25 protein-coding genes are annotated in these 21,026 nt (G+C 41.5%); all 25 read left to right on the forward strand.

What is annotated here, in order from left to right:
* The 25 genes from MTO98_RS28225 to MTO98_RS28345 are packed head-to-tail and all read left to right on the forward strand — an operon-like array spanning window position 1 to window position 21,021.
* Entirely contained in the window at window positions 1-405 is a 405-nt protein-coding gene (locus MTO98_RS28225) for an FdtA/QdtA family cupin domain-containing protein (RefSeq protein ID WP_243482311.1), read from the forward strand.
* Window positions 395-817, forward strand: a complete 423-nt coding sequence (locus tag MTO98_RS28230; RefSeq protein ID WP_243482312.1) for an FdtA/QdtA family cupin domain-containing protein — start codon at window positions 395-397, stop codon at window positions 815-817. Before MTO98_RS28225 ends, MTO98_RS28230 begins: the two co-directional genes overlap by 11 nt.
* Window positions 818-1,339 carry a GNAT family N-acetyltransferase gene (locus MTO98_RS28235; protein WP_243482313.1) on the forward strand — a complete coding sequence of 174 codons (522 nt, stop codon included), beginning with the start codon at window positions 818-820 and terminating at the stop codon, window positions 1,337-1,339.
* Window positions 1,340-1,354: 15 nt separating this feature from the next.
* On the forward strand, window positions 1,355-1,588 hold the full coding sequence (locus MTO98_RS28240) for an acyl carrier protein (RefSeq protein WP_243482314.1): 234 nt from the start codon (window positions 1,355-1,357) through the stop codon (window positions 1,586-1,588).
* Window positions 1,589-2,668: a 3-oxoacyl-ACP synthase III family protein gene (locus MTO98_RS28245; protein WP_243482315.1), complete on the forward strand. Its 1,080-nt coding sequence runs from the start codon at window positions 1,589-1,591 to the stop codon at window positions 2,666-2,668.
* Entirely contained in the window at window positions 2,640-3,380 is a 741-nt protein-coding gene (locus MTO98_RS28250) for an SDR family NAD(P)-dependent oxidoreductase (protein ID WP_243482316.1), read from the forward strand. Before MTO98_RS28245 ends, MTO98_RS28250 begins: the two co-directional genes overlap by 29 nt.
* The gene (locus MTO98_RS28255) at window positions 3,381-4,385 is read left to right on the forward strand and encodes a ketoacyl-ACP synthase III (protein WP_243482317.1); all 1,005 of its coding nucleotides are present in this window, start codon (window positions 3,381-3,383) and stop codon (window positions 4,383-4,385) included.
* A gap of 44 nt (window positions 4,386-4,429) precedes the next feature.
* Window positions 4,430-5,533 carry a DegT/DnrJ/EryC1/StrS aminotransferase family protein gene (locus MTO98_RS28260; RefSeq protein WP_243482318.1) on the forward strand — a complete coding sequence of 368 codons (1,104 nt, stop codon included), beginning with the start codon at window positions 4,430-4,432 and terminating at the stop codon, window positions 5,531-5,533.
* The gene (locus tag MTO98_RS28265) at window positions 5,526-6,056 is read left to right on the forward strand and encodes a hypothetical protein (protein WP_243482319.1); all 531 of its coding nucleotides are present in this window, start codon (window positions 5,526-5,528) and stop codon (window positions 6,054-6,056) included. The genes MTO98_RS28260 and MTO98_RS28265 overlap by 8 nt, the downstream gene beginning before the upstream one ends.
* Complete coding sequence (locus MTO98_RS28270) at window positions 6,049-6,606, forward strand: hypothetical protein (RefSeq protein ID WP_243482320.1); 558 nt, start codon at window positions 6,049-6,051, stop codon at window positions 6,604-6,606. The genes MTO98_RS28265 and MTO98_RS28270 overlap by 8 nt, the downstream gene beginning before the upstream one ends.
* Window positions 6,607-6,611: 5 nt before the next feature.
* Window positions 6,612-7,637 (forward strand): glycosyltransferase family 2 protein, encoded by a 1,026-nt coding sequence (locus MTO98_RS28275; RefSeq protein ID WP_243482321.1) that lies wholly within the window; start codon window positions 6,612-6,614, stop codon window positions 7,635-7,637.
* Between the two features lie 4 nt (window positions 7,638-7,641).
* A complete protein-coding gene (locus tag MTO98_RS28280; RefSeq protein WP_243482322.1) occupies window positions 7,642-8,553 on the forward strand; it encodes a nucleotide-diphospho-sugar transferase in 912 nt (303 codons plus the stop codon).
* Entirely contained in the window at window positions 8,550-9,176 is a 627-nt protein-coding gene (locus MTO98_RS28285; RefSeq protein WP_243482323.1) for a DapH/DapD/GlmU-related protein, read from the forward strand. Before MTO98_RS28280 ends, MTO98_RS28285 begins: the two co-directional genes overlap by 4 nt.
* Window positions 9,173-10,072 (forward strand): NAD(P)-dependent oxidoreductase, encoded by a 900-nt coding sequence (locus MTO98_RS28290; protein ID WP_243482324.1) that lies wholly within the window; start codon window positions 9,173-9,175, stop codon window positions 10,070-10,072. The genes MTO98_RS28285 and MTO98_RS28290 overlap by 4 nt, the downstream gene beginning before the upstream one ends.
* Window positions 10,051-11,196 (forward strand): glycosyltransferase, encoded by a 1,146-nt coding sequence (locus MTO98_RS28295; protein ID WP_243482325.1) that lies wholly within the window; start codon window positions 10,051-10,053, stop codon window positions 11,194-11,196. Before MTO98_RS28290 ends, MTO98_RS28295 begins: the two co-directional genes overlap by 22 nt.
* 9 nt (window positions 11,197-11,205) lie before the next feature.
* On the forward strand, window positions 11,206-12,129 hold the full coding sequence (locus MTO98_RS28300) for a glycosyltransferase family 2 protein (RefSeq protein WP_243482326.1): 924 nt from the start codon (window positions 11,206-11,208) through the stop codon (window positions 12,127-12,129).
* Between the two features lie 16 nt (window positions 12,130-12,145).
* Window positions 12,146-12,859: an FkbM family methyltransferase gene (locus MTO98_RS28305; protein ID WP_243482327.1), complete on the forward strand. Its 714-nt coding sequence runs from the start codon at window positions 12,146-12,148 to the stop codon at window positions 12,857-12,859.
* 4 nt (window positions 12,860-12,863) lie between these two features.
* Window positions 12,864-13,661 carry a glycosyltransferase gene (locus MTO98_RS28310; RefSeq protein WP_243482328.1) on the forward strand — a complete coding sequence of 266 codons (798 nt, stop codon included), beginning with the start codon at window positions 12,864-12,866 and terminating at the stop codon, window positions 13,659-13,661.
* Between the two features lie 8 nt (window positions 13,662-13,669).
* Entirely contained in the window at window positions 13,670-15,058 is a 1,389-nt protein-coding gene (locus MTO98_RS28315) for an MBOAT family protein (protein WP_243482329.1), read from the forward strand.
* Entirely contained in the window at window positions 15,058-16,170 is a 1,113-nt protein-coding gene (locus MTO98_RS28320; protein WP_243482330.1) for a hypothetical protein, read from the forward strand. The genes MTO98_RS28315 and MTO98_RS28320 overlap by 1 nt, the downstream gene beginning before the upstream one ends.
* A 20-nt stretch (window positions 16,171-16,190) precedes the next feature.
* Window positions 16,191-17,033, forward strand: coding sequence for a glycosyltransferase family 2 protein (locus MTO98_RS28325; protein ID WP_243482331.1), 843 nt, complete (start codon window positions 16,191-16,193; stop codon window positions 17,031-17,033).
* A complete protein-coding gene (locus tag MTO98_RS28330) occupies window positions 17,030-18,241 on the forward strand; it encodes a glycosyltransferase family 4 protein (RefSeq protein ID WP_243482332.1) in 1,212 nt (403 codons plus the stop codon). Before MTO98_RS28325 ends, MTO98_RS28330 begins: the two co-directional genes overlap by 4 nt.
* Window positions 18,241-19,164, forward strand: a complete 924-nt coding sequence (locus tag MTO98_RS28335) for a glycosyltransferase (protein ID WP_243482334.1) — start codon at window positions 18,241-18,243, stop codon at window positions 19,162-19,164. The genes MTO98_RS28330 and MTO98_RS28335 overlap by 1 nt, the downstream gene beginning before the upstream one ends.
* Window positions 19,165-20,082, forward strand: a complete 918-nt coding sequence (locus MTO98_RS28340) for a hypothetical protein (protein WP_243482336.1) — start codon at window positions 19,165-19,167, stop codon at window positions 20,080-20,082.
* A 3-nt stretch (window positions 20,083-20,085) separates the two neighbouring features.
* On the forward strand, window positions 20,086-21,021 hold the full coding sequence (locus tag MTO98_RS28345) for a hypothetical protein (protein WP_243482338.1): 936 nt from the start codon (window positions 20,086-20,088) through the stop codon (window positions 21,019-21,021).
* The last annotated feature ends 5 nt before the right edge of the window (window positions 21,022-21,026 follow it).

Raw genomic sequence — 21,026 nt, forward strand, 5'->3', positions numbered from 1 at the left:
ATGGAAGGCCCGCACATCATACAATTACCCAAGTTTTTAGACGACCGCGGAAACCTTTCCTTCATCGAAGAAAACAATCATATTCCGTTTAAAATTGAACGTACCTACTGGATCTATGATGTACCCGGCGGCGAACGGCGCGGCGGTCACGCCTATTTAAACCTTCAGGAATTTATTGTGGCCATAAGCGGCAGCTTTGATGTGATACTGCACGACGGCGAAAAGGAAATGCGGTTTAGTCTTAACCGTTCATATTACGGGCTATATGTACCCAAAATGATGTGGCGCGAAATTGAGAACTTCTCTACCAATTCGCTGGCCCTGATTTTGGCCGATGATAAGTATGATGAAAAAGAATACATCAGGGACTTTGATCAATTTATAATCAGCAAGCATGGAAGGTAAATCGTCGACCGTTTTTGATTGCAGTATCATTCATTTGCGCCGCATCCATAACCGTGCAGGTAATATCACCCCTGTCGAAAACAATATCCATATTCCGTTTGCGGTTAAAAGGGTATACTATTTATACGATATTCCGGGCGGCGAATCGCGCGCGGCGCATGGGCATAAACAACTTGAGCAGTTTATTGTAGCGGCCAGCGGCAGCTTTGACATTACTATTGACGATGGAATTAATAAAAAAACAGTACAGCTAAACCGTCCGTACATGGGGCTGCATATTAAGCCCGGTATTTGGCGCGATATTTCAAATTTTTCGTCGGGGGCCATTTGCCTTGTACTGGCTTCCATGTTGTACACAGAAGAAGACTATTTAAGAGAATACAATCAATTCAAAGAATACAAATCATTATAAATGCAGTTCCCGTTTCATAAATTTGGCTTAATATTTAGATTGGTTGAGGAAGGCGATGCCGAATTTATATTAAGCCTGCGAACCGATAAAGCCCACGCCAGGCACCTGTCGCCAACTGACAATGATTTGCAAAAACAAACTGAGTGGATCAGGGAATACAAAAAGCGGGAAGAAAAACAACAGGAATTTTACTTTTTATTTGCCAATGAGGATAATGAGCCGGTTGGGGTTGTAAGGGTGTATGATATAAAAGATGACACCTATACCAACGGCAGCTGGATCGTAAAACCCGGATGCGATGAATTTATCAGCATCAAATCAGATCTGTTTCTTTCAGAATTTGCGGCAAGTCATTTGAAAAATAAAAGGTGTTTATTTGATGTACGGAAGAACAATAAAAAAGCGCTGCGGTTCCATAAAATGTTTGCACAGATAATTGGCGAAGATGAACTCAACTATTATTTTACTATAGATGAAGAGGCCGCCAAACGAAAAAATGAATTTTTAACGAGTATAATATAACCTAACACACAAGCTATGAATATTGAAAAATTTGTAAGTGAATTTGCTGATCAGTTTGACGATTTAGATACAAGTGCTTTTACCCCCGAAACTTTATTTAAAGAAAATGACGAATGGAGCTCGATGACAGCCCTTTCGGTTATTGCAATGGTTGATGATAGCTACGCAGTGAGGTTAACCGGCGATGATATCAGAAACTCTAAAACAATACAACAGATCTATGATATTGTATCGGCAAAATCAAACTAAATGGCATTTTTAAGCATAAAAAATGTTGCTATAAAAGGCATATCGGCGTGTGTACCCGCATACGTTGAAGAAAACCTTGAAATTGCCGATGTCCCGAGTATGGATATCGATAAATTAATCAAAACAACCGGTGTTGAACGCCGGCATGTGGCAACACCGGGTATCTGCACATCTGATATGTGTTTTGCAGCAGCCGAAAAACTGCTGGAAGAATTAAACTGGAACAAAGAGGAAATTGAAGGGCTGATCATTGTAACCCAATCGCCCGATTATCTTGTACCCGCAACCTCGCCGTCATTACAGCACAGGTTAGGCCTATCGCAAAATTGTTTTACAATTGATATCTCCCTGGGCTGCTCCGGCTATATTTATGGCTTAAGCACATTGGCCAGTTATATGCAAAGCGGCATGATAAAAAAAGCCCTGCTTTGCGTTGGCGATGTATCCTCTGTTTCCTGTTCAAAACAGGATAAAAGCACATACCCGTTGTTTGGTGACGCAGGTACGGTAACTGCGCTGGAATACTGTGAAGGCGATGAAGGAATGAAGTTTCATCTTTCAAGTGACGGAAGCGGTTATAAAGCAATTATGATACCCGATGGAGGGCACCGTAACCGCTTTTCAGAATCATCGTTACAGGAACACGTGATTGACCAGGGCATTAGCCGTAACAATATCGAGTTGTGGTTAGATGGTATGGACGTATTCTCCTTTGGTATTTCAAAAGCTCCGGAAACGGTAAATCTGCTGTTAAACAAATTCGCGATAGATAAAGATTCTGTTGATCATTTTTATTTTCACCAGGCAAACCTGATGATGAATGAACGTATCAGGAAAAAATTACAACTGCCCGAAAATAAAGTACCCTATTCATTAAAAAACTTTGGCAACACCAGCAGTGCCAGTATCCCCCTAACCATGGTTACCGAAAGTGCCGGTGAGTTAAAAAATGGGCAAAACAGCATAATAGCCTGCGGCTTTGGAGTGGGCTTGTCATGGGCAACAATGCAGTGTACTACTACTAACCTGGTAATCCCCGATCTGATATATTATGGAAAATCCGTTTTCTTTAAAAGGTAAAAAAATCTTAGTTACAGGTGCCTCATCTGGTATAGGAAGGCAAATTGCTATAAGCGCTTCAGGAATGGGGGCAGAAACCTATATCACAGGCAGAAATGAACAAAGGCTATCAGAAACTTTTGATCTCCTTGAAGTGCCTGGACAAAAATATGTTGCCGATTTGGCGGTAGAAGAAGAGCTGGAAAACCTGGCTCAGTTAATGCCAAATTTAGATGGCATAGTACTATCTGCAGGTATCATAAAGGCATTACCGTTCAAGTTTATAAACAGGCCCGACTTTGATGCAATTTTTCAAACAAACTTTTTCTCAGCTACCTTTTTAATTACCAAGCTGTTAAAAGCTAAAAAGTTAAATAAAAAAGGATCAATAATATTCATTTCATCCATAGCAGGTAACTACATAGGTGCGCCGGGCAATGCTATGTACAGCGCTTCAAAAGGTGCCATAAATGGCGTTCAAAAAGTATTAGCCGCCGAGCTCTCTCCTCAAAAAATCAGGGTTAATAATATCTCGCCGGGCATGATCAGGACAGAGCTTATTAACGACCCCTCGTTTACGGAAGAGCAGATGAAAAAAGACGAAGAAAAATATCCTTTAGGATACGGTGAACCTATAGACGTTGCCAATGCAGCGCTTTATTTATTATCTGATGCCAGCAAGTGGGTAACCGGAAGTACGCTGGTAGTTGATGGTGGATTTATAATACGATAAATGCAGGCCTTTATTAAAGCTGTTTCGTACTACTTGCCGCAAACTAAACTAACCAATGCCGAACTATCGGCCCTGTTTCCAGAATGGGGGGTTGAAAAAATAGCTAACAAAATAGGCATCGATACGCGGCATATAGCCGCCGGTGATGAATTTGCGTCAGATATGGCGATAGCTGCCGCTCAGCAGCTTTTTGAAGAGCATAACATCAATCCGGCAGAAATTAATTTTATACTATATTGTACCCAAAGCCCCGATTATTTTTTACCTACAACGGCCTGTATTATCCAGGATAAACTGGGTATCCCGGTTAAAGCAGGTGCACTTGATTTTAACCTGGGATGTTCTGGTTATGTTTACGGACTTGCATTAGCCAAAGGCTTGATTGCTGCCGGCATAGCCACCAATATCCTGCTGCTTACGTCCGAAACGTATTCAAAATTCATACATCCTAAAGATAAGGGAAACCGCACCATCTTTGGCGATGCTGCGGCGGCTACCCTTGTTAGTACCGAAGGCTTTGCAGCCATAGGTAACTTTGAACTGGGTACCGATGGCAAAGGTGCCGGGAACCTGATGGTAAAGCAGGGTGCCATTCGCCATCCGGAAAAAACCACCGATACCGTAGATGACGGTTACGGCAACAAGCAATCGCCCGGCAACCTGCATATGGATGGCCCTGAGATTTTTGCCTTTACCTCGAAAGAAATTCCGGGCTTAATAACAGATGCCCTTAAAAAAAACGGTGTAGGCAAAGCTGATATCGGGCAGTTTATATTGCACCAGGCAAACCAGTATATGCTGGAACATCTTCGCAAAAAGATGGACATAGCCTCCGAAAACTTTTATATCTATATGGCCAATGTAGGTAATACCGTATCATCATCGGTGCCTATTGCATTATATGAGGCCATGAAAGAAAAACCGGTACAACCACAGTCAAAATGGCTGCTGGCCGGTTTTGGCGTTGGTTACTCATGGGCCGGTACGGTCATAACATTTGTATAGAATAAAAGCTCAAAGCAAAATGCCAAAAGCTTAAAGCCGAATTAATGAACATCCCCTTTTTATCTTTTACCGGCCAGAATAATTTAGTTGAGGAAGAAATCCGTGCGGCATTCGAACGCGTTTTCCAAAATAAATGGTACATACTTGGCAAGGAAGTCAGCGATTTTGAAAAAGCTTATGCTGTATATAATAAGGTTCAACACTGCATTGGTGTAGGTAATGGCCTTGATGCATTGCATTTAGCCCTGAAGGCACTTGATATAGGCGAAGGTGATGAAGTTATTGTACCCTCAAATACATTTATAGCTACCTGGCTGGCCATATCGCAGGTAAAGGCAACCATAGTACCGGTTGAACCGGATAGGTTTACTTATAATTTAGATCCACATTTGATCGAAGCGGCCATTACCCCTAAAACAAAAGCGATAATGCCGGTGCATTTGTATGGCCAGGCCTGCCAAATGGATGCCATTATGCAAATTGCAGGCAAACACAATCTTTTTGTTATTGAAGATAATGCCCAGGCACAGGGCTGCACTTATAACGAACAACTCACCGGCAGTTTTGGCCACATCAATGCCACCAGCTTTTATCCAACAAAAAACCTGGGTGCCTATGGCGATGCAGGGGCTTTAACCACCAGTGATGCCAGCCTGGCACATAAAGTAAATCTGCTGCGCAATTATGGCTCCGAAAAAAAATACTACAACGAGGTTATCGGCCTAAACTCAAGGCTTGATGAGTTACAGGCCGCTTTTCTTTCGGTGAAATTGAAATATCTGAACGGATGGATCGATGAAAGAAGAAAAATAGCCGAAGGCTACTATGAGCAGCTTGCAGGCATCAACGAGCTTACATTGCCCGCCATCGCATCGGGAGCAGAGCATGTTTACCATTTATACGTTGTACGCACCAGCAAACGCGATGCATTGGAAAAACATTTAAATAACCACGGGATAGGCACCGGGATCCACTACCCAGTTCCAGCCCATTTACAAAAAGCATATAGCCACCTCGGTTATCAAAAAGGCGATTTCCCGATAGCGGAAGAGCTTGCAGAAACCTGCCTGAGCTTGCCGCTGAACCCCGGAATGAGCGACGAGGAAATTGAATACGTATGTAAAACCATCAAAAAGTTTTATGCGTAAAATTTTAATTGTAAATGGACAGCTGGTTCTTGGCGGCGCAGAAAAGCTGATGTATGAGCTGGCCACGTTTGCACAAAAAAACAACATTGAACCTACTATATTAATTTTGGAGAACTACCAAAAGGAATATTACGACGATATCTTTAAGCAAAAAAAAATTAAAGTTGTGAGGACCAGGCTTACAGGGATCAAAAATTTCCGGTCGCCTTTAAGGATGTGCAGGTCATTATACTGGTCGTTCAAATTGAAATTCTTTGCCAGCTTTATATATGAAAGCATTCATGTTATAGGCTTATACAATATTTATCGGGCAAAGGATACAATCCCCCACAATCACCGCTTTTTTTGGCACATTACCAACGCTATTCAGGGAGCCTATAATTTTCCTGAAAGCTATTTTGATAATGCCAATGATACTATAGTATACATCAATCCGTACCAGGAAGCAGAATTCAGCAATTACGAAAAAAGCGTCCCGGTAAAATGCAAAAAGGTACTATTTAAGCTTTTTTTAAATGATTAACTTAAATGTGGTATCACGTATTGCGGAAGATAAAAACTCGTTCCCCAGCCTTATTGAAGTGCTCCACACACTAAAAAGCGAAGGAATAACCGACGTAAATATTCTTTTTATTGGGGCAATTTATAGCCAGCAGGTATATCAAAATATACTTAACCTGGCCAATAAATTGGGGGTTTCTTCAAACGTCACCTTTACCAAAACATCAATCCCCTTGCATGATTTAGATGAAACCGTTAGAAACGGATATTTTATAAATTTTACCATTGGCCAATTTACAGGGTTCTCGGGACTGGAAGGTATCAGGCATGGACTCAAAACCATCCTTTACAACGTTGACAGCACATGGGAAAATGAGCTTTCGAACTCAATTGCTTATTGCCGGACCACCGCCGAACTTACCGCTTTGATAAAGGCCATCAGGGCAAATCAAACTAAACTCGACGAGGAAATTAAATCATCCAACCACGAATTGATAAACAAATTCACCCTCGATCCTTCGTCGTCAAAAAAGTTATTGGATATAATGCTCCCGGACAAATCGGTTAATTAGAAAAATTGAATAGCGGAGTATCAGTTATTGTGTGTTGTTATAATAGCAGCAAACGGCTTCCCGAAACCATTAAACACCTGGCCTTACAAAAGGTGCCTGCATCTGTTAAATGGGAAGTTATTATTGTTGATAACGCTTCGACAGATGATACCGCAGCTATCGCAAAAACTGAATGGGAGAAATACGGATTAACCAATCCCCCTTTTACCGTCGTGAACCAACCTGTTGCCGGATTGAGCCATGCCCGGGACATGGGTTTAAGTCATGCAAGATATGAATACCTCCTTTTTTGCGATGATGATAACTGGCTTTTTGACAATTATGTTGAGCGCGTGTTTCAAATAATGAGCAACGATAGCCAGATAGGTGTATTGGGAGGATGCGGATTGATAGAGGCCGAACAACCGGTGGCGCTTTCTGAAAAACTAATAAAATCCACTACAGTTTGGGGACCTCAAACATGGGCTGCCGATAGTCACTGGGTTTATGGTGCCGGGTCTGTTTACCGCAAAAGTATATTACTTGAATTAAAAAAGGCTAACTGGCACCAGGTAACAACCGGCCGCATAGGTAAAAAACTGCTTTCGGGCGAGGACGTTGAAATGTGCCTGATGAATTACTTAATGGGCTATAAGATAGTAGCCGATGATAGCCTGAAGTTTAAGCACTTTGTTCCGCTCGACAGGCAAAACATCGCCTATGTGTTAAAGGCGGCATTTTGGCTAAACTACAGCAGCGTTTTACTCAATGGGTATTTTACCCTGGTTAATAATAAACGGACTATTGAGCAAAGCATAAAGCATGACCTGCTTTTGGCAGCTAAATCGCTGGCCCGGGTTATAGTTAGTCTGTCTTATCAAAAAGCAGTTAAATTCCGTCCAATAAGCGTCGAACAAAAAATTTCATACTATCAAAAATGTGGTCAGCTCAAATCATTGCTAACTAACAGGGCGCTGATAAAAGATCAATATCAGCATGTAAAACAAATATTAAATACTGTAAAAACATCCCGGGCTTTAACCGGCCATTGAAATTATGGGCTATCCTGTACCCGTACTATTTTTAATATTTAACCGCCCGGATTTTACAGATATGGTTTTTGAAGCAATAGCCGAAATTAAACCTCAATACCTGTATATAGCTGCCGATGGGCCAAGGCCGGATAAACCTGACGATATCGGCTTATGTACCAAAACACGTTCAATAATAGAACGCATAAACTGGAACTGTGAGGTTAAAACGTTGCTAAGAGATAAAAACCTGGGATGCAGATCGGCAGTTAGTGAAGCTATCAGCTGGTTTTTTGAAAACGTAAGCGAAGGTGTTATTTTAGAAGATGACTGCCTGCCCGACAAAACATTTTTCCCTTTTTGTGCTGAGTTACTGGAAAAATATCGCTTTGACAACAAGGTAATGTCGATATCAGGTTCAAACTTATTGCCTGAGGGCTGGAAAAAAAACACACAATCATATCATTTGGCACACGGCGGCATTTGGGGCTGGGCTACATGGAAACGTGCATGGAGCCTTTATGATATAGAAATGAAAAGCTGGCCTGAACAGGAAACAAAAGCGAAGATCAAAACCCAGCTTGGTACTCCAGAATGGTATAACAGCTATTATGGCATGTTTGAATCATCTTTCAACAAATCATTAAATACCTGGGATATTCAATGGTTTTACAGCATCTTAATTAACAACGGCACGGCCATTAACCCGTCCGTAAATCTTGTAAAAAACATAGGTTACGGAAACGGCACCCATACACATTCGGCAGATGATGCCATTGCCAGTTTAACATTAAACGCAATGAACTTTCCGCTGATCCATCCCCAAAAAATGCTTTTGGATATCGATTATTTGAAGCAGGTTTACGCGTATCTTAACAAAAGATACAAAAGTTCTATATTGAACAAGGCATTGAGGTTATTGAAAATAAAATCATGAAACAGTTTATAAAAAGGGCACTACTGGCTTTTTTTGAAAAGATCAACCTTGTTCATTTAATTCACCTGCTTCAGGAAAAACAAAGCAAACGCAATATCCAGTTAAGCATTACCGACCTTGGCGCTACCTTTTACCCGGAGGCAGTAGTATCAAATTCGCTTGATAAATCAAGGATAATAGTAGGCAAAGGAACCCATATCCGCGGAATGCTTAACATATTTAAATACGGCGGCAAAATTACAATTGGCGAAAACTGTTACATTGGCGATCATACCAGGATCTGGTCGGGCGAAAGTATAACCATCGGCAATTTTGTGCAGATCTCGCACAATGTAAATATTATGGATACCAACGCTCACGAGCTTGAAGCTATTGAGCGGGCCGACAGATGGATGGATTTGTTACGCAACGGGCATTGGGCCGATAAAGGCAACGTACTTACTGCCCCAATCATCATTGATGATTATGCATGGATCAGCCTTAACGCTGTAATTTTAAAAGGCGTCACTATTGGTAAAGGAGCCATTGTTGCAGCCGGAGCAGTGGTTACTAAAGATGTTGAACCGTTTACTATGGTTGCAGGTAATCCCGCACAATTTATAAAAACACTACCTCAGCAATGAAAATACTTATCATAGGCTCTAAAGGATTTATTGGTTCGGCTTGCTATAGCTACTTTAAAAGCCAGCCAGGTCATGAAGTTTATGGTGCCGATGTAATGGTAGAATATGACGATCCTAACTACTTTTTAATTGATGCTACCAATGCCGATTTTAAAAAAGTATTCAGCGATCATCGGTTTAACTGGTGTATTAATTGCGCAGGTGCAGCATCGGTACCAGAATCATTCAATAACCCTGAGCGCGACTATCTGCTAAATGTTCATCACCTGGTGAGTATCGTCAACGCAATAAAAGAGGGCAACAGCGGCTGCAGGCTCATCCAAATGTCGAGCGCGGCAGTTTACGGCAATCCACAAGTACAACCAATTAAAGAAACTCATACGCTTGCCCCCCTTTCACCTTACGGTATTCATAAAAAACAGGCCGAAGAACTTTGCCGTTTGTATCATGATCATTTCGGATTAAGCGTTCATATCTTCCGCGTGTTCTCGGCTTATGGGGAAGGTTTAAAAAAACAACTGTTTTGGGACCTTTACAAAAAATCACAAAGCCAGGACAACATAACACTATTTGGCACTGGAACCGAAACACGCGAATTTATTCATGTAACTGATATTGTAAAAGCCATGGGCCTGTTTATCACTGCGAATAAACCGGGATTTAGTATTACAAATATTGCCAATAATAATACAATCACTATAGCAACAGCTGCCGAAACATTTTTAAAGTACATAGGCTTTAGCGGCGCTTTATCATTTACAGGTACCAACCGCATTGGCGACCCATTGTACTGGCAGGCAGATAACAGCCAATTGATCAGCATGGGCTATCAACAACAAGTAAGCTTTGACGACGGCATAAATAACTATTGTAAATGGCTAAAAGGAAAAGAATAGGGTTAAGTTATGCCTATAACGAAAACTGGATAGGCGGCACCTATTATATCGAAAACCTTATAAACGCATTAAACTCGCTCAATGATGAGGAGAAGCCGCATATTGTTTTACTTACCGATAGTTACGAAAACTTTAAAGTAGCCCGGCAAAAGTTCAAATACCCTTATATCAGCTTTCAACTCGGTTCGGGCGAAGCTAATAAAGCATTTCAATTTATGAACAGGGTAACAAACAGGCTGTTTAAAATCCGCTTGTTTAATCAGAAAATTAAAGGACTCGATGCTATTTTCCCTTATTATAAAAGTGAACAGCAATCAGCAGCAAAAAAGAAAATATATTGGGTGGCTGATTTCCAGGAGCATTTTGCACCTGAATTTTTCAGTAAAGAAGATATTGCCCCTCGTCTGCAATATCAGGAAGAAATTCAGGTTTCGGCCGAGCATTTGATTGTAAGTAGTAATACAGCTCTTGGGCATTTTAAATCTATTTTCCCTAAGCATAAGGTTACTGTAAACGTTATGCCTTTTGCGGTAACGCATCCTCCCTATCATAACCTTGATATTAAATCACTGCTCGAAAAATATCAGTTACCTGAAAGATATTTCATTTGTCCCAACCAGTTTTGGAAACATAAAAACCAATTAGTGGTACTAAAGGCTGTTAAAGCGTTAAAAGCCAAAGGCATCGAAATTACGGCGGCCTTTACCGGTAATACCAACGATTATCGAAATCCACATTATTTTACAGAATTGAAAGCTTTTGTTGAACAAAACAACCTGAGCAACAATATTAGCTTCCTGGGATTTATTGACCGGCGGGACCAGCTTCAGCTAATGAATAATGCTATTGCCATTATTCAGCCCTCGTTGTTTGAAGGCTGGAGCACGGTTGTTGAGGATGCCAAGCTGATGAACAAATTTTTGCTGGTTTCTGATATCGAAATCCACAGAGAGCAACTGGCTGACAGTTCGGCCCGCTTTTTTGATCCTTATGATTCCGGTCAGCTGGCATTATTACTTGAACAGGCCAATGAACAGCTGTCCCCTCCCCCACTATTTGAAAAAAATACTTATCATGAAAATGTTAAAAAGGTGGGCCGGACATTCCTGGAGATCGTAGGTTAAACAATAAATATGAACCTTCCCGATCTTCAATCATATCGTTCAAACTTTATCAGCAAAGGTGTTCAGTTGCCTCTACCTGTAGTAGCAGGCACCAGTAACGGATTATTGCACCTTTTACCATCGCCTCCACCCGACAGAACAGGCTGGCCCTGGAACGAGCAGGTGGAACCAACCGTTTATGATAACAAAATAAACTGGCCAAAGCTTACCATCGTAACGCCATCCTATAACCAGGCTAATTTTCTGGAGCAAACCATCAGGGCTGTGCTCCTACAAAATTACCCCAACCTGGAGTATATCATTATTGATGGCGGCAGCACTGACCAATCCAAACAGATCATTGAAAAATATGCCCCCTGGCTTAGCTATTATCAAAGCGAAAAAGATAACGGGCAAAGCCATGCCATTAATATGGGGTTCAGCCTTTCATCGGGCAGGTACCACGCTTGGATCAATAGTGATGATTATTACCTGAAGGGCGTTTTTCACAAGGTTGTAAGCAAATTTATGAGCACCAAAGCCGATTTTATATACGGCTACGGAAACGACTATAATGTACTATCAGGTAAAACAAGTATAACAAGGGTATTACCTTTTATCGATTATTTTATCAAGATCCCCAGCCTTGTTCAGCCATCTACCTTTTGGAGCGCCGGTATTCATGAGCCGGTTTGGGAAGAGCTTCACTGCTCCCTTGACTTCGAACTGTGGCTCAGGCTGGTAAAAGGACACAGCAGGGCGTTGATCAAGGAGCCGCTTTCTGTAGCTAACGTACATGACCAGGCCAAAACCCATTCATCCAAAATGAAAGCACAATGGGAGGCCGATCATCAGAAAATATGGGCTGCCGACGCACATGGCACCGTTCACGAATGGAAAAAGATCGTTTTTTTAAACCGGATCAGGATTAAGCTTTACAGCTGGTTTAGTTGATCACTTAAACTTTAACATGGGTAAATATTATAGCCAATACGAACAGGATAAGTTTTTAAATGAGGTGTTATTTAAAAATAAAAAGAATGGCGTATTTATAGATATTGGTGCAAATGATGGGGTCACTATAAGTAACTCTTATTTTTTTGAGAAAAACTTAGGTTGGACCGGAATCTGTTTTGAACCGCTTGCCGAAGCATTTAATAAACTTGAAAAAAACCGAAATTCAATTAATATTAATGGTTGCGCATCGGATAAGGACTACCTGGACACATTTTACAACGTACATGGCTATGGTGAGATGCTAAGCGGCTTAAAATCACAGTACGACGAAAGGCATTTGGATCGGATTAACAAAACCATTGAAGAACACGGTGGCTATATCACCGAAACTGAAGTACAATGTTTTGATGTTAACAACGCATTGAAAAAAAACGGCATTAAAAAAGTTGATTTCATAAGTGTTGATACCGAGGGTGGTGAGCTAAAAATTTTGCATGCAATAGATTACGAAGCGTCGAAAATAAAAGTGGTTGTAGTTGAAAATAATTATTCGACACCAGATATTTTTCATTTTATGAGAAGCAAAGGCTATGTCAGGGTAGCGTATCTATCAACCGACGAGATTTATTTACACCCTAAATATTATGGTTATCTGAGTGCATTTATAATCAGATGCAGATTAAAGTTCACCCAACTCGGCTCCAGATTTAATTCGGCAAGCCATTAAACAATTGAAACTTCCCATTTCAGCTATAGTTGTTGGCTACAATGAGGCACCGCTGTTAAAAAACAGCCTACCCCAACTGTCCTTTTGTAAAGAGGTGCTGTATTTTGATTTGGGCTCTGTTGATGGTTCAAGAGAAATTGCCGAAAGTTTAGGTGCCCGGGTTATACTTCACGAAAAAGTTGACGGATGTGAATGGATCCATGCAAAATATGCAAACAGCACCCAATACGAATGGCTGCTTATTACCGACCCGGACGAAACACTAAGCCAGGAATTAATTGAGGAGATTTCGATGCTCTTCAGCAAGCCTGATGAACTTGAAAAAGTGGGTGAAATTACAGCCCCCTGGATATTTTATTTTAAAAATAAAAAGCTAACGGGTACCCATTGGGGAGGCATTAGCCGAAGGACCCTCTTGGTACACAACAAACGTTTTGAATTTAAAGCACTGGTACACGTTGGCCGGAAAGTTTTACCCGGATATTCTACCCTCAATATTGAATATACCGGCAAAAACTTCATTCATCATTACTGGATGTCGGGCTATAAAAAACTGTTTGAAAAACACCTGAGATACTTAAAAAACGAGGGCGAGGCCCGTTATAAAACAGGAAGGCGGGCTACCATTAAAGGTATCATAGCCGAGCCTTTCCGCTCCTTTAAATATAGTTACAAATCCAGGCAGGGGTATAAAGACGGCCTTACTGGCCTGTTCCTTTCTGTATTTTGGGCATGGTACGAGTGTACTGCCCAAATAAAAAATTACAACTACCAGCGTGCTGTTCAAAAAAAACACAATTAAATTCCTAAATGCTTTTTAACTCCCTGCTGTTCCTGGTATTTTTTGTAATTGTAACCATTACCTATTACCTGCTGCCGCATAAAATAAGGTGGATGTGGCTTTTAGCCGCAAGCTGTTATTTTTACATGTACTTTAAGCCGGTATATATTCTTATTATTCTTTTTACCATTGTTGTTGATTATTGTGCTGGTATCCTGATAGAAAAAGCCACGGGTAAAACCCGCAAACTTTATCTTATTTTAAGCCTTGCAACTAATATTGGCGTACTGGCATTTTATAAATATTTCAACTTTTTAGCAGGGAACCTGAACCTGCTGTCGGGTGCATTGCACGGCCCGCAACTACCATTGCTTGATTTTATATTGCCAATCGGCCTATCGTTCCATACGTTTCAGGCTATGAGTTATACCATTGAGGTTTACCGGGGCAATCAGCCTGCCGAGCGACATTTTGGCCTGTATGCATTGTATGTAATGTTTTACCCGCAAATGGTGGCAGGCCCAATTGAGCGGCCTCAGCATATTCTGCCGCAATTGCATCGCATTAATAACTTTCAGAGCCGAAACCTGGTAACAGGTTTGTTTTTTATGGCTATGGGATTGTTTAAAAAAGTAGTAATTGCCGACAGGCTGGGCCTCTACGTCGACCCTGTTTTTACTAATGCACATAACCATTCGGCGCTCGAGTTACTGGTAGCTACTTATTTTTTTGCATTCCAGATTTACTGCGACTTTAGCGGTTACTCGGACATTGCCATTGGTACTGCCTTAGTTTTGGGTATCGAGCTGATGCAAAACTTTAACTTCCCTTACCTTGCCGCCAATGTTTCTGACTTTTGGAAACGCTGGCACATCTCGCTTTCTACCTGGTTTCGTGATTACCTGTACATCCCGCTTGGGGGCAGCAGGGTTAACTTTCAGGTAACCTGCATCAATTTGCTTATTGTGTTTATGATAAGCGGCCTTTGGCACGGAGCCAACTGGAAGTATCTTGTTTGGGGGCTAATTCATGGGCTGCTGCTTATTGCTTACCAGCTGTTCAATAAATATAATATCCGTATTAAAGGCTTTACTTTCTTGAAATGGCTCATCACCTTTAACCTGGTTTGCCTGGCCTGGGTATTTTTCAGAGCAGATACTGTAACCGATGCTTGCTATATTTTAAATAAAATATTTAGTGGTAACAGTTTTACCTATTCGGCGGGCAACCTCATGTCGGTACATGAAATTTGGTATTGCTCTTTAGTCATTATTGCCCTGCTATTAGGTGAACGCCATTTGCGAAAAGCGAAGGACTATTCAAACACCGGCAAATTGTTAATTACAGGTGTATTAGTGTTGGCCTGTTACTTTTTGGGGATATTTAATGAAGCTCAGTTTATTTATTTCCAGTTTTGATGCGTAAGATCATCGGGCTTTTCATATTGCTTATCAGCGTGGCATTGCTGATTACTTCCATGAACCAGGCGTTTGTTACTAAAATAAAGTTTGAAAAACAATTTGATCACCTGAACCCTCAAATGGTGCATGAAAGCGCCTTGTATAAAGCGGCTTTTGTTCATTCAGACAAATGGGATTACGGCGATCTTTACGGTGTTTCTTTTCTGCCCCAGTATAAATTCAGGCTTGAACCGTTTAAGCAATATAACCGCAAGCCGGGTAAGCAAAACACCAATAATATACTCTATATAATAGGTGATAGCTATTTGGCCGATAAAACACTTTCAGGAGCTTTTGATGCCTTTGATGATGTGATATTTCTTGACCGCCGTTTCGCTTTCGGCCCTATTAAACTGGATACAACTAAACAAAACTACCTGGTAATGGAATTTACAGAGCGTAACCTTATTGGTTATGATATTAATAAAACCTTTGAAATTCGATGGACGGCCAATGACATTAACAAAGCTGTAAATTTCAGTAATGCACCCTCTCCCGGAGGTGTGCCACTTCCGCATGAATCTATCTTTGATCGCCTGGGGAGGATCATCTTTCATAAAGATTTGAGCCGTAACCTTGAACTTATTCTTTTCGATAATAAACTGGCAACACCTTTCAAAGAGGCAAAAGCATCAATAAACTATAAGCTTTTTGGCCGTGTTGTTAACGAAGTAGTTGTAAGCACCGATAAAAAAAGATTGCTTTTCAATACTACGGTAGATACCACCAGCGTACAATCAGCTTTCAGGCCTAAAACTGAAAATGAAATATATGCTATCACCCGTAACCTGGGTATCGCACGTGATTATTACCTGGATATCGGCTTTAAAAAAGTCTTTCTTTCGGTGATCCCTAATCCGGTTTCTGTTTATGACGATAAAAGGATGCGCTATAATCACCTGTTAGAAAGGGTTGAGCAAAAAACAGATCTGCCTGTATTATCGTTATATAAAACCTTCAGATCCGATAAGCGCAACCTGTTTTACCGCAGCGATTCGCACTGGAACCCATTGGGATTCGATATCTGGATAAATGAAGCAAACAAGGTTTTAATCCCGGTTATTAATTGAGCCCGTTTTTTTCAATCATCATGCCCTTGTATAATTGTGAGGGCACCTTACAGCAAGCGCTTGACAGCATTACCGGCCAGGGCTTTAAAAACTACGAACTGGTTTTGGTTGATGGCGGCTCAAATGATGATACCCAGTACATCATCAGTAATTTAAAAAAAACAGGCAATTACCATATCCAGTTTATCTCCGAACCCGACAGGGGGATTTACGATGCTATGAACAAAGGAATAGACATGGCAACCGGTCAATGGCTCTATTTTATGGGTGGCGACGATATTTTAAGCAGCCTCTCGGTATTAGACCAGGTTTACCTCAACATTCAACATGAACATGCGCAGCTTGTATACGGCAATGTAACCGGTGCTGTATCAAACATAAAATATACCGATGATACTATAAATAAAGTGCTATCGCGGGGCATTCATCATCAGGGCATTTTTTATAAACGCGAGGTTTTTGACTACACAGGCAAATACAACTTAAAATTTAGAGTTGCTGCCGATTATCATTTAACACTCAAAGTATTTTGTAACCCGGCGCTTAAAACCAAATATACCGATCTGGAGATAGCACGTTTTGGTGAAAGCGGCTTAAGTTCATCAACTTACGACTATCGTTTTTACAGCTATCATTATAAATTCCTGTCTATAAATAAGGCGTTAAACAAAATTGAGGATAAGGTCACCTGCCTGCAGCAATCAATTTACTGCTGCCTGTGGCTGGTGAAGGAAAAACAAAGCATGACTTTTGCCTGGCTCAATATTTTGTATTACATAACCGGTTTAAACTCACTTGGCATTGCGTTCAGGTTTAAAACCTTTTTAAGGATGATATACTGGAGCCTGAAGCCCAAACCATGATCATAGCACTGGTAACACCTTATTTTCCTGATAAACATACTATCGACAGCGGTATAGCTAATCACTGCCTGCTGCTGGCGCAAAACTTAGCAGCAAAGGGCAATAAGGTTATTGTATTACACATTCGTCCGCGTTATAACGATGAGCAGGATACTTTTAGCAAACACACCTTTGCTGAAAGTATTACGATTCTTACCTACAAGGTTAATGCACCAGCCATTATCAATAAGCTTTTTAAAAGTAAATGGGCCATCATTGATTTTGCATTGAAGATAACGTCCATGCGCATTACATCGCGGGTTTTAAACACAATCATACAACAGTACGGTGTTGAAGTAATTGAAACAACCAGCTATTTTTCGTTGTGCTATTTTTCTCTTTATAAAAAAATTAAAGCTCCTATAGCCGTGAGGGTAAGCACCACCTTTTCGCAGATCATGAATGAACATTACCCTTTTAAATCAAGAGTGATGGATTTGATAGCCAAGATGGAGATAGCTTTCATCAAAAGGAGTAAATACGTCATTACCCACGCGCACAGCCACGCCCAGGAGTTGGAGCGTCTTTATGATATTGATTCTGAAAGGTTCCAAATTATCCCGCATGGTATTGAATTGCCGGTTATAACCGAAGATGCGCATACAACGGACGATATTAAAATATTATACACCGGCCGGTTGGAGTACCGAAAAGGCACCGATGTGTTGCTTGCGGCCATTCCCCTTGTGTTGCAGCAAAAACCTGAAGTTTTGTTTGAACTGATCGGCAGCGACACCGGTAACGATTATCAAACCAGGTTCAGGGCCGATAATCCTGAAGCGGTTTTGGAAAAAGTTATTTTCAGCGGAAAGGTTGATAATGATAAATTATCTCAAGCCTACCGGGCCTGTGATATTTTTGTGGCCCCCTCAAGGTACGAATCGTTTGGGCTGATATTTATTGAAGCCATGAGCTATGCCAAACCGGTTATAGGTTGCAGCGTTGGCGGCGTACCCGAAATTATAGCCGACAACTACAACGGCTTCTTTGCCGAAGCCGGTAACGCACAAAGCCTCGCTGATAAAATCATCCAATTGGTTAATGATGATGAATTAAGGAAACAAATGGGCCGCAATGCACGCAAAACTGTTGAAGATAAATTTACAGGCGCGCGGTTAGCTTCTAACTCATTGGCATATTACAATAAGATCATTAAGGATTTCAATTAATGCAACTTTCGGTAATTATCCCTACTTATAACCCTGATGCAGCAAGGCTACTGCAAACGCTTTCGGCTTTAAAAAACCAATCGCTGCCTGCTGATGAATGGGAGCTGATTATTATCGACAATAATTCAGCCAATAATTTTGGCCAGCAAATTAACTTGAGCCAACACCCTGCTATTAAAATTGTAGCGGAAACAAAGCAAGGCCTTACTTATGCCCGGCTTAAAGGGTTTAACGAGTCGACAGGTGAGATCATTGTAATGGTTGATGATGACAACATACTTGATTCCGCTTACCTCGAAAACGTTGCAGACATCTTTGGTAAAAACCCCGGGATGGGCGCGATAGGAGGCAAATCGATACCATTGTTCGAAACCACTCCCCCCGAATGGCTGGGCGAATTTTACGGAAGCCTGGCCTTGCGCAATTTGGGCAACGAACCTATCACCGCAACATGGAACAACGAATACCCAAATGCTGCCCCCATTGGTGCCGGAATGGCGATAAGGCGGGAAGCACTGGTATCATACATTAAAAAAATAACATCCGGCAACAGCAGCATCAGCGACCGGACAGGCAATTCCCTAAGCTCGGGCGGAGATAATGATATCGTGATCGAAATCCTTAAAAGTGGCTGGCAGGTAGGGTATTTTCCTCTGCTTACGTTGCAGCATATTATTCCGGCTCAACGTATGGAAGCATATTACCTTAGCCGTTTACTCAATAATACCAATAAATCATGGGTACAGTTACTGCAAAGTCATGGCATAAACCCCTGGCAGCAGGTTACAAAAACAGGTGCATTATTACGGAAAGTAAAAGCCTGGTTTACCTATAAAGCGTGGAAAAACAAGCCCGGCTATATCAAATGGCGCGGGGCATGCGGCACATTTGATGGATTGGCATCAAACACGATAAATAACTAAATGCAATCACTCATCAATTTTCTATATCGCAACCCGCGGTCGCAGCTGCAAAAATTCAGGCGTTTTGGCGGTTATCTTAACTATCGCAGCATGATGAACGGGCGAAGGGAGATGGAGCGGCGTTCGGTTGAATTGCCGCCGGTAATTTCACATGCCGATGGGTTACCGGTTTACTTTTTAACAGGTAAAAACTACCTGTATCAAACGCTTTATTGCATCCAGTCATTAACTAAATTTCCGGCTGCATCATTTAAATTTATATTGGTTGATGACGGCAGTTTTAATACGGAGCTGATAGCAAGAGTGGCAAAGCAATTACCGGGAGCACAAGTTATCACCCAGGCCCACATCGGGCAAAACCTGCAAAAAAATTTGCCCGAAGCGCGTTATCCATATCTTCATAAAAAAAGAGCGGTTTATCCTCATATTAAAAAACTGACTGATGTGCATACCATTCCGGGTGATGACTGGAAACTGGTGCTGGACTCGGACATGCTTTTCTGGCATAAACCTGCCGAGTTGATCAATTGGCTTAACAACCCACAACAGCCCCTGCATATGGTTGATTGTACGGAAGCTTATGGTTATTCGCAACAGCTGATGGAACAACTGGCCGGCTCATCTATCAAGCCATTGCTTAACGTAGGTGCTATCGGTTTAAAAAGCGCAGGTATCAATTGGGACAAACTGGAAAACTGGGCCAAAACACTGGAAGAACAGGAAGGCACTTCTTACTATTTAGAGCAGGCGCTCTCAGCAATGCTGATAGGCAACGCCGATGCTACCGTTTTAAAAGCCGGAGACTATATTGTTAACCCTACGCCCGATCAGATCAAAACCCAAACAGGCGTTCTTCATCATTACGTCGATCTTTCAAAAGAAGGTTACTTTAAACACGCCTGGAAACATTTTTTATAACCTGTGTCATTAGGTAAAATAGCATACAAGTATTTTTTTAAACCCACCTTTTCGCTACGGTATCACTTCAGTCATTTTGGGTTGTGGGGCTGGCTGAACATGCAAAGAGGTGAACAGCAAATGAAAAAGGCGGCATTGAAGCTGTCGCCTGTTAATCTTTCGGCAGATAAAGCACTCGAAGTAAGCTTCCTAACCGGGGCCAACTACTGGCACCAAACCATTTTTTGCGCCCATACGCTGGCGGGGTATCTGGGTGGCCGGCTGGGGATCAGGCTTTACTCAGATGGAACGCTTACAGATGAACATATCGGTTATATAAACAAAGTTCTGCCGGGCGTCGAGGCCATCTCCGAGCGCCAAGTGTTACAGCATCTTGATACCGTTTTGCCAAACCATAAATATCCAACATTAAGGCATTTGCGTAACTGGCACCCTTTTTTTCGCCGGCTAATAGATATTCATACTTCACCCTCATGGACAATTCACATGGATAGCGATATGATCTTTTTTGGTAAACCTGATCAAATACTGGAGGCGTATCAACAAAAGAGAGCGGTTTATATGAAAGAACAACTGGCAAACTCCTACTTTGTCGACAGCGAGCAGGTACTGAGAGATAAATACGGCATTAACTGTATAAAAAGCGTTAACGGCGGCATCATAGCCTACGATAATGACAAAATTGATTATGCCGATCTTGAAGAAAAAGCCAAACTACTGCTACAGCACTATCCTAACGCCGGTCCCGCCCAGGTTGAACAAACGCTTATGAGTTACGTGCTGCATCAACAAAATGCCGGAGCGCTTGACGAAAAGTTATACAGCATCTTTTACGATAGCAAACCCGGCTTTGATAATCAAAAAAACATCGTACGCCATTATATTTTCAAGGCTAAACTGCCGTATTTTACTGCCGAGTGGAAAAAAGTAATCCGTTAGTTTCT

The organism is Mucilaginibacter sp. SMC90 (assembly GCF_022811725.1).
Classification (GTDB): domain Bacteria; phylum Bacteroidota; class Bacteroidia; order Sphingobacteriales; family Sphingobacteriaceae; genus Mucilaginibacter.

Coding starts and splice junctions, on each gene's coding strand:
- MTO98_RS28335 (WP_243482334.1), top strand. CDS start 18,241: ATGCAACTTTCGGTAATTATCCCTACTTATAACCCTGATGCAGCAAGG.
- MTO98_RS28270 (WP_243482320.1), top strand. CDS start 6,049: ATGATTAACTTAAATGTGGTATCACGTATTGCGGAAGATAAAAACTCG.
- MTO98_RS28280 (WP_243482322.1), top strand. CDS start 7,642: ATGGGCTATCCTGTACCCGTACTATTTTTAATATTTAACCGCCCGGAT.
- MTO98_RS28265 (WP_243482319.1), top strand. CDS start 5,526: ATGCGTAAAATTTTAATTGTAAATGGACAGCTGGTTCTTGGCGGCGCA.
- MTO98_RS28325 (WP_243482331.1), top strand. CDS start 16,191: ATGCCCTTGTATAATTGTGAGGGCACCTTACAGCAAGCGCTTGACAGC.
- MTO98_RS28285 (WP_243482323.1), top strand. CDS start 8,550: ATGAAACAGTTTATAAAAAGGGCACTACTGGCTTTTTTTGAAAAGATC.
- MTO98_RS28230 (WP_243482312.1), top strand. CDS start 395: ATGGAAGGTAAATCGTCGACCGTTTTTGATTGCAGTATCATTCATTTG.
- MTO98_RS28290 (WP_243482324.1), top strand. CDS start 9,173: ATGAAAATACTTATCATAGGCTCTAAAGGATTTATTGGTTCGGCTTGC.
- MTO98_RS28305 (WP_243482327.1), top strand. CDS start 12,146: ATGGGTAAATATTATAGCCAATACGAACAGGATAAGTTTTTAAATGAG.
- MTO98_RS28260 (WP_243482318.1), top strand. CDS start 4,430: ATGAACATCCCCTTTTTATCTTTTACCGGCCAGAATAATTTAGTTGAG.
- MTO98_RS28235 (WP_243482313.1), top strand. CDS start 818: ATGCAGTTCCCGTTTCATAAATTTGGCTTAATATTTAGATTGGTTGAG.
- MTO98_RS28255 (WP_243482317.1), top strand. CDS start 3,381: ATGCAGGCCTTTATTAAAGCTGTTTCGTACTACTTGCCGCAAACTAAA.
- MTO98_RS28245 (WP_243482315.1), top strand. CDS start 1,589: ATGGCATTTTTAAGCATAAAAAATGTTGCTATAAAAGGCATATCGGCG.
- MTO98_RS28240 (WP_243482314.1), top strand. CDS start 1,355: ATGAATATTGAAAAATTTGTAAGTGAATTTGCTGATCAGTTTGACGAT.
- MTO98_RS28295 (WP_243482325.1), top strand. CDS start 10,051: ATGGCTAAAAGGAAAAGAATAGGGTTAAGTTATGCCTATAACGAAAAC.
- MTO98_RS28250 (WP_243482316.1), top strand. CDS start 2,640: ATGGAAAATCCGTTTTCTTTAAAAGGTAAAAAAATCTTAGTTACAGGT.
- MTO98_RS28315 (WP_243482329.1), top strand. CDS start 13,670: ATGCTTTTTAACTCCCTGCTGTTCCTGGTATTTTTTGTAATTGTAACC.
- MTO98_RS28340 (WP_243482336.1), top strand. CDS start 19,165: ATGCAATCACTCATCAATTTTCTATATCGCAACCCGCGGTCGCAGCTG.
- MTO98_RS28320 (WP_243482330.1), top strand. CDS start 15,058: ATGCGTAAGATCATCGGGCTTTTCATATTGCTTATCAGCGTGGCATTG.
- MTO98_RS28300 (WP_243482326.1), top strand. CDS start 11,206: ATGAACCTTCCCGATCTTCAATCATATCGTTCAAACTTTATCAGCAAA.
- MTO98_RS28330 (WP_243482332.1), top strand. CDS start 17,030: ATGATCATAGCACTGGTAACACCTTATTTTCCTGATAAACATACTATC.
- MTO98_RS28225 (WP_243482311.1), top strand. CDS start 1: ATGGAAGGCCCGCACATCATACAATTACCCAAGTTTTTAGACGACCGC.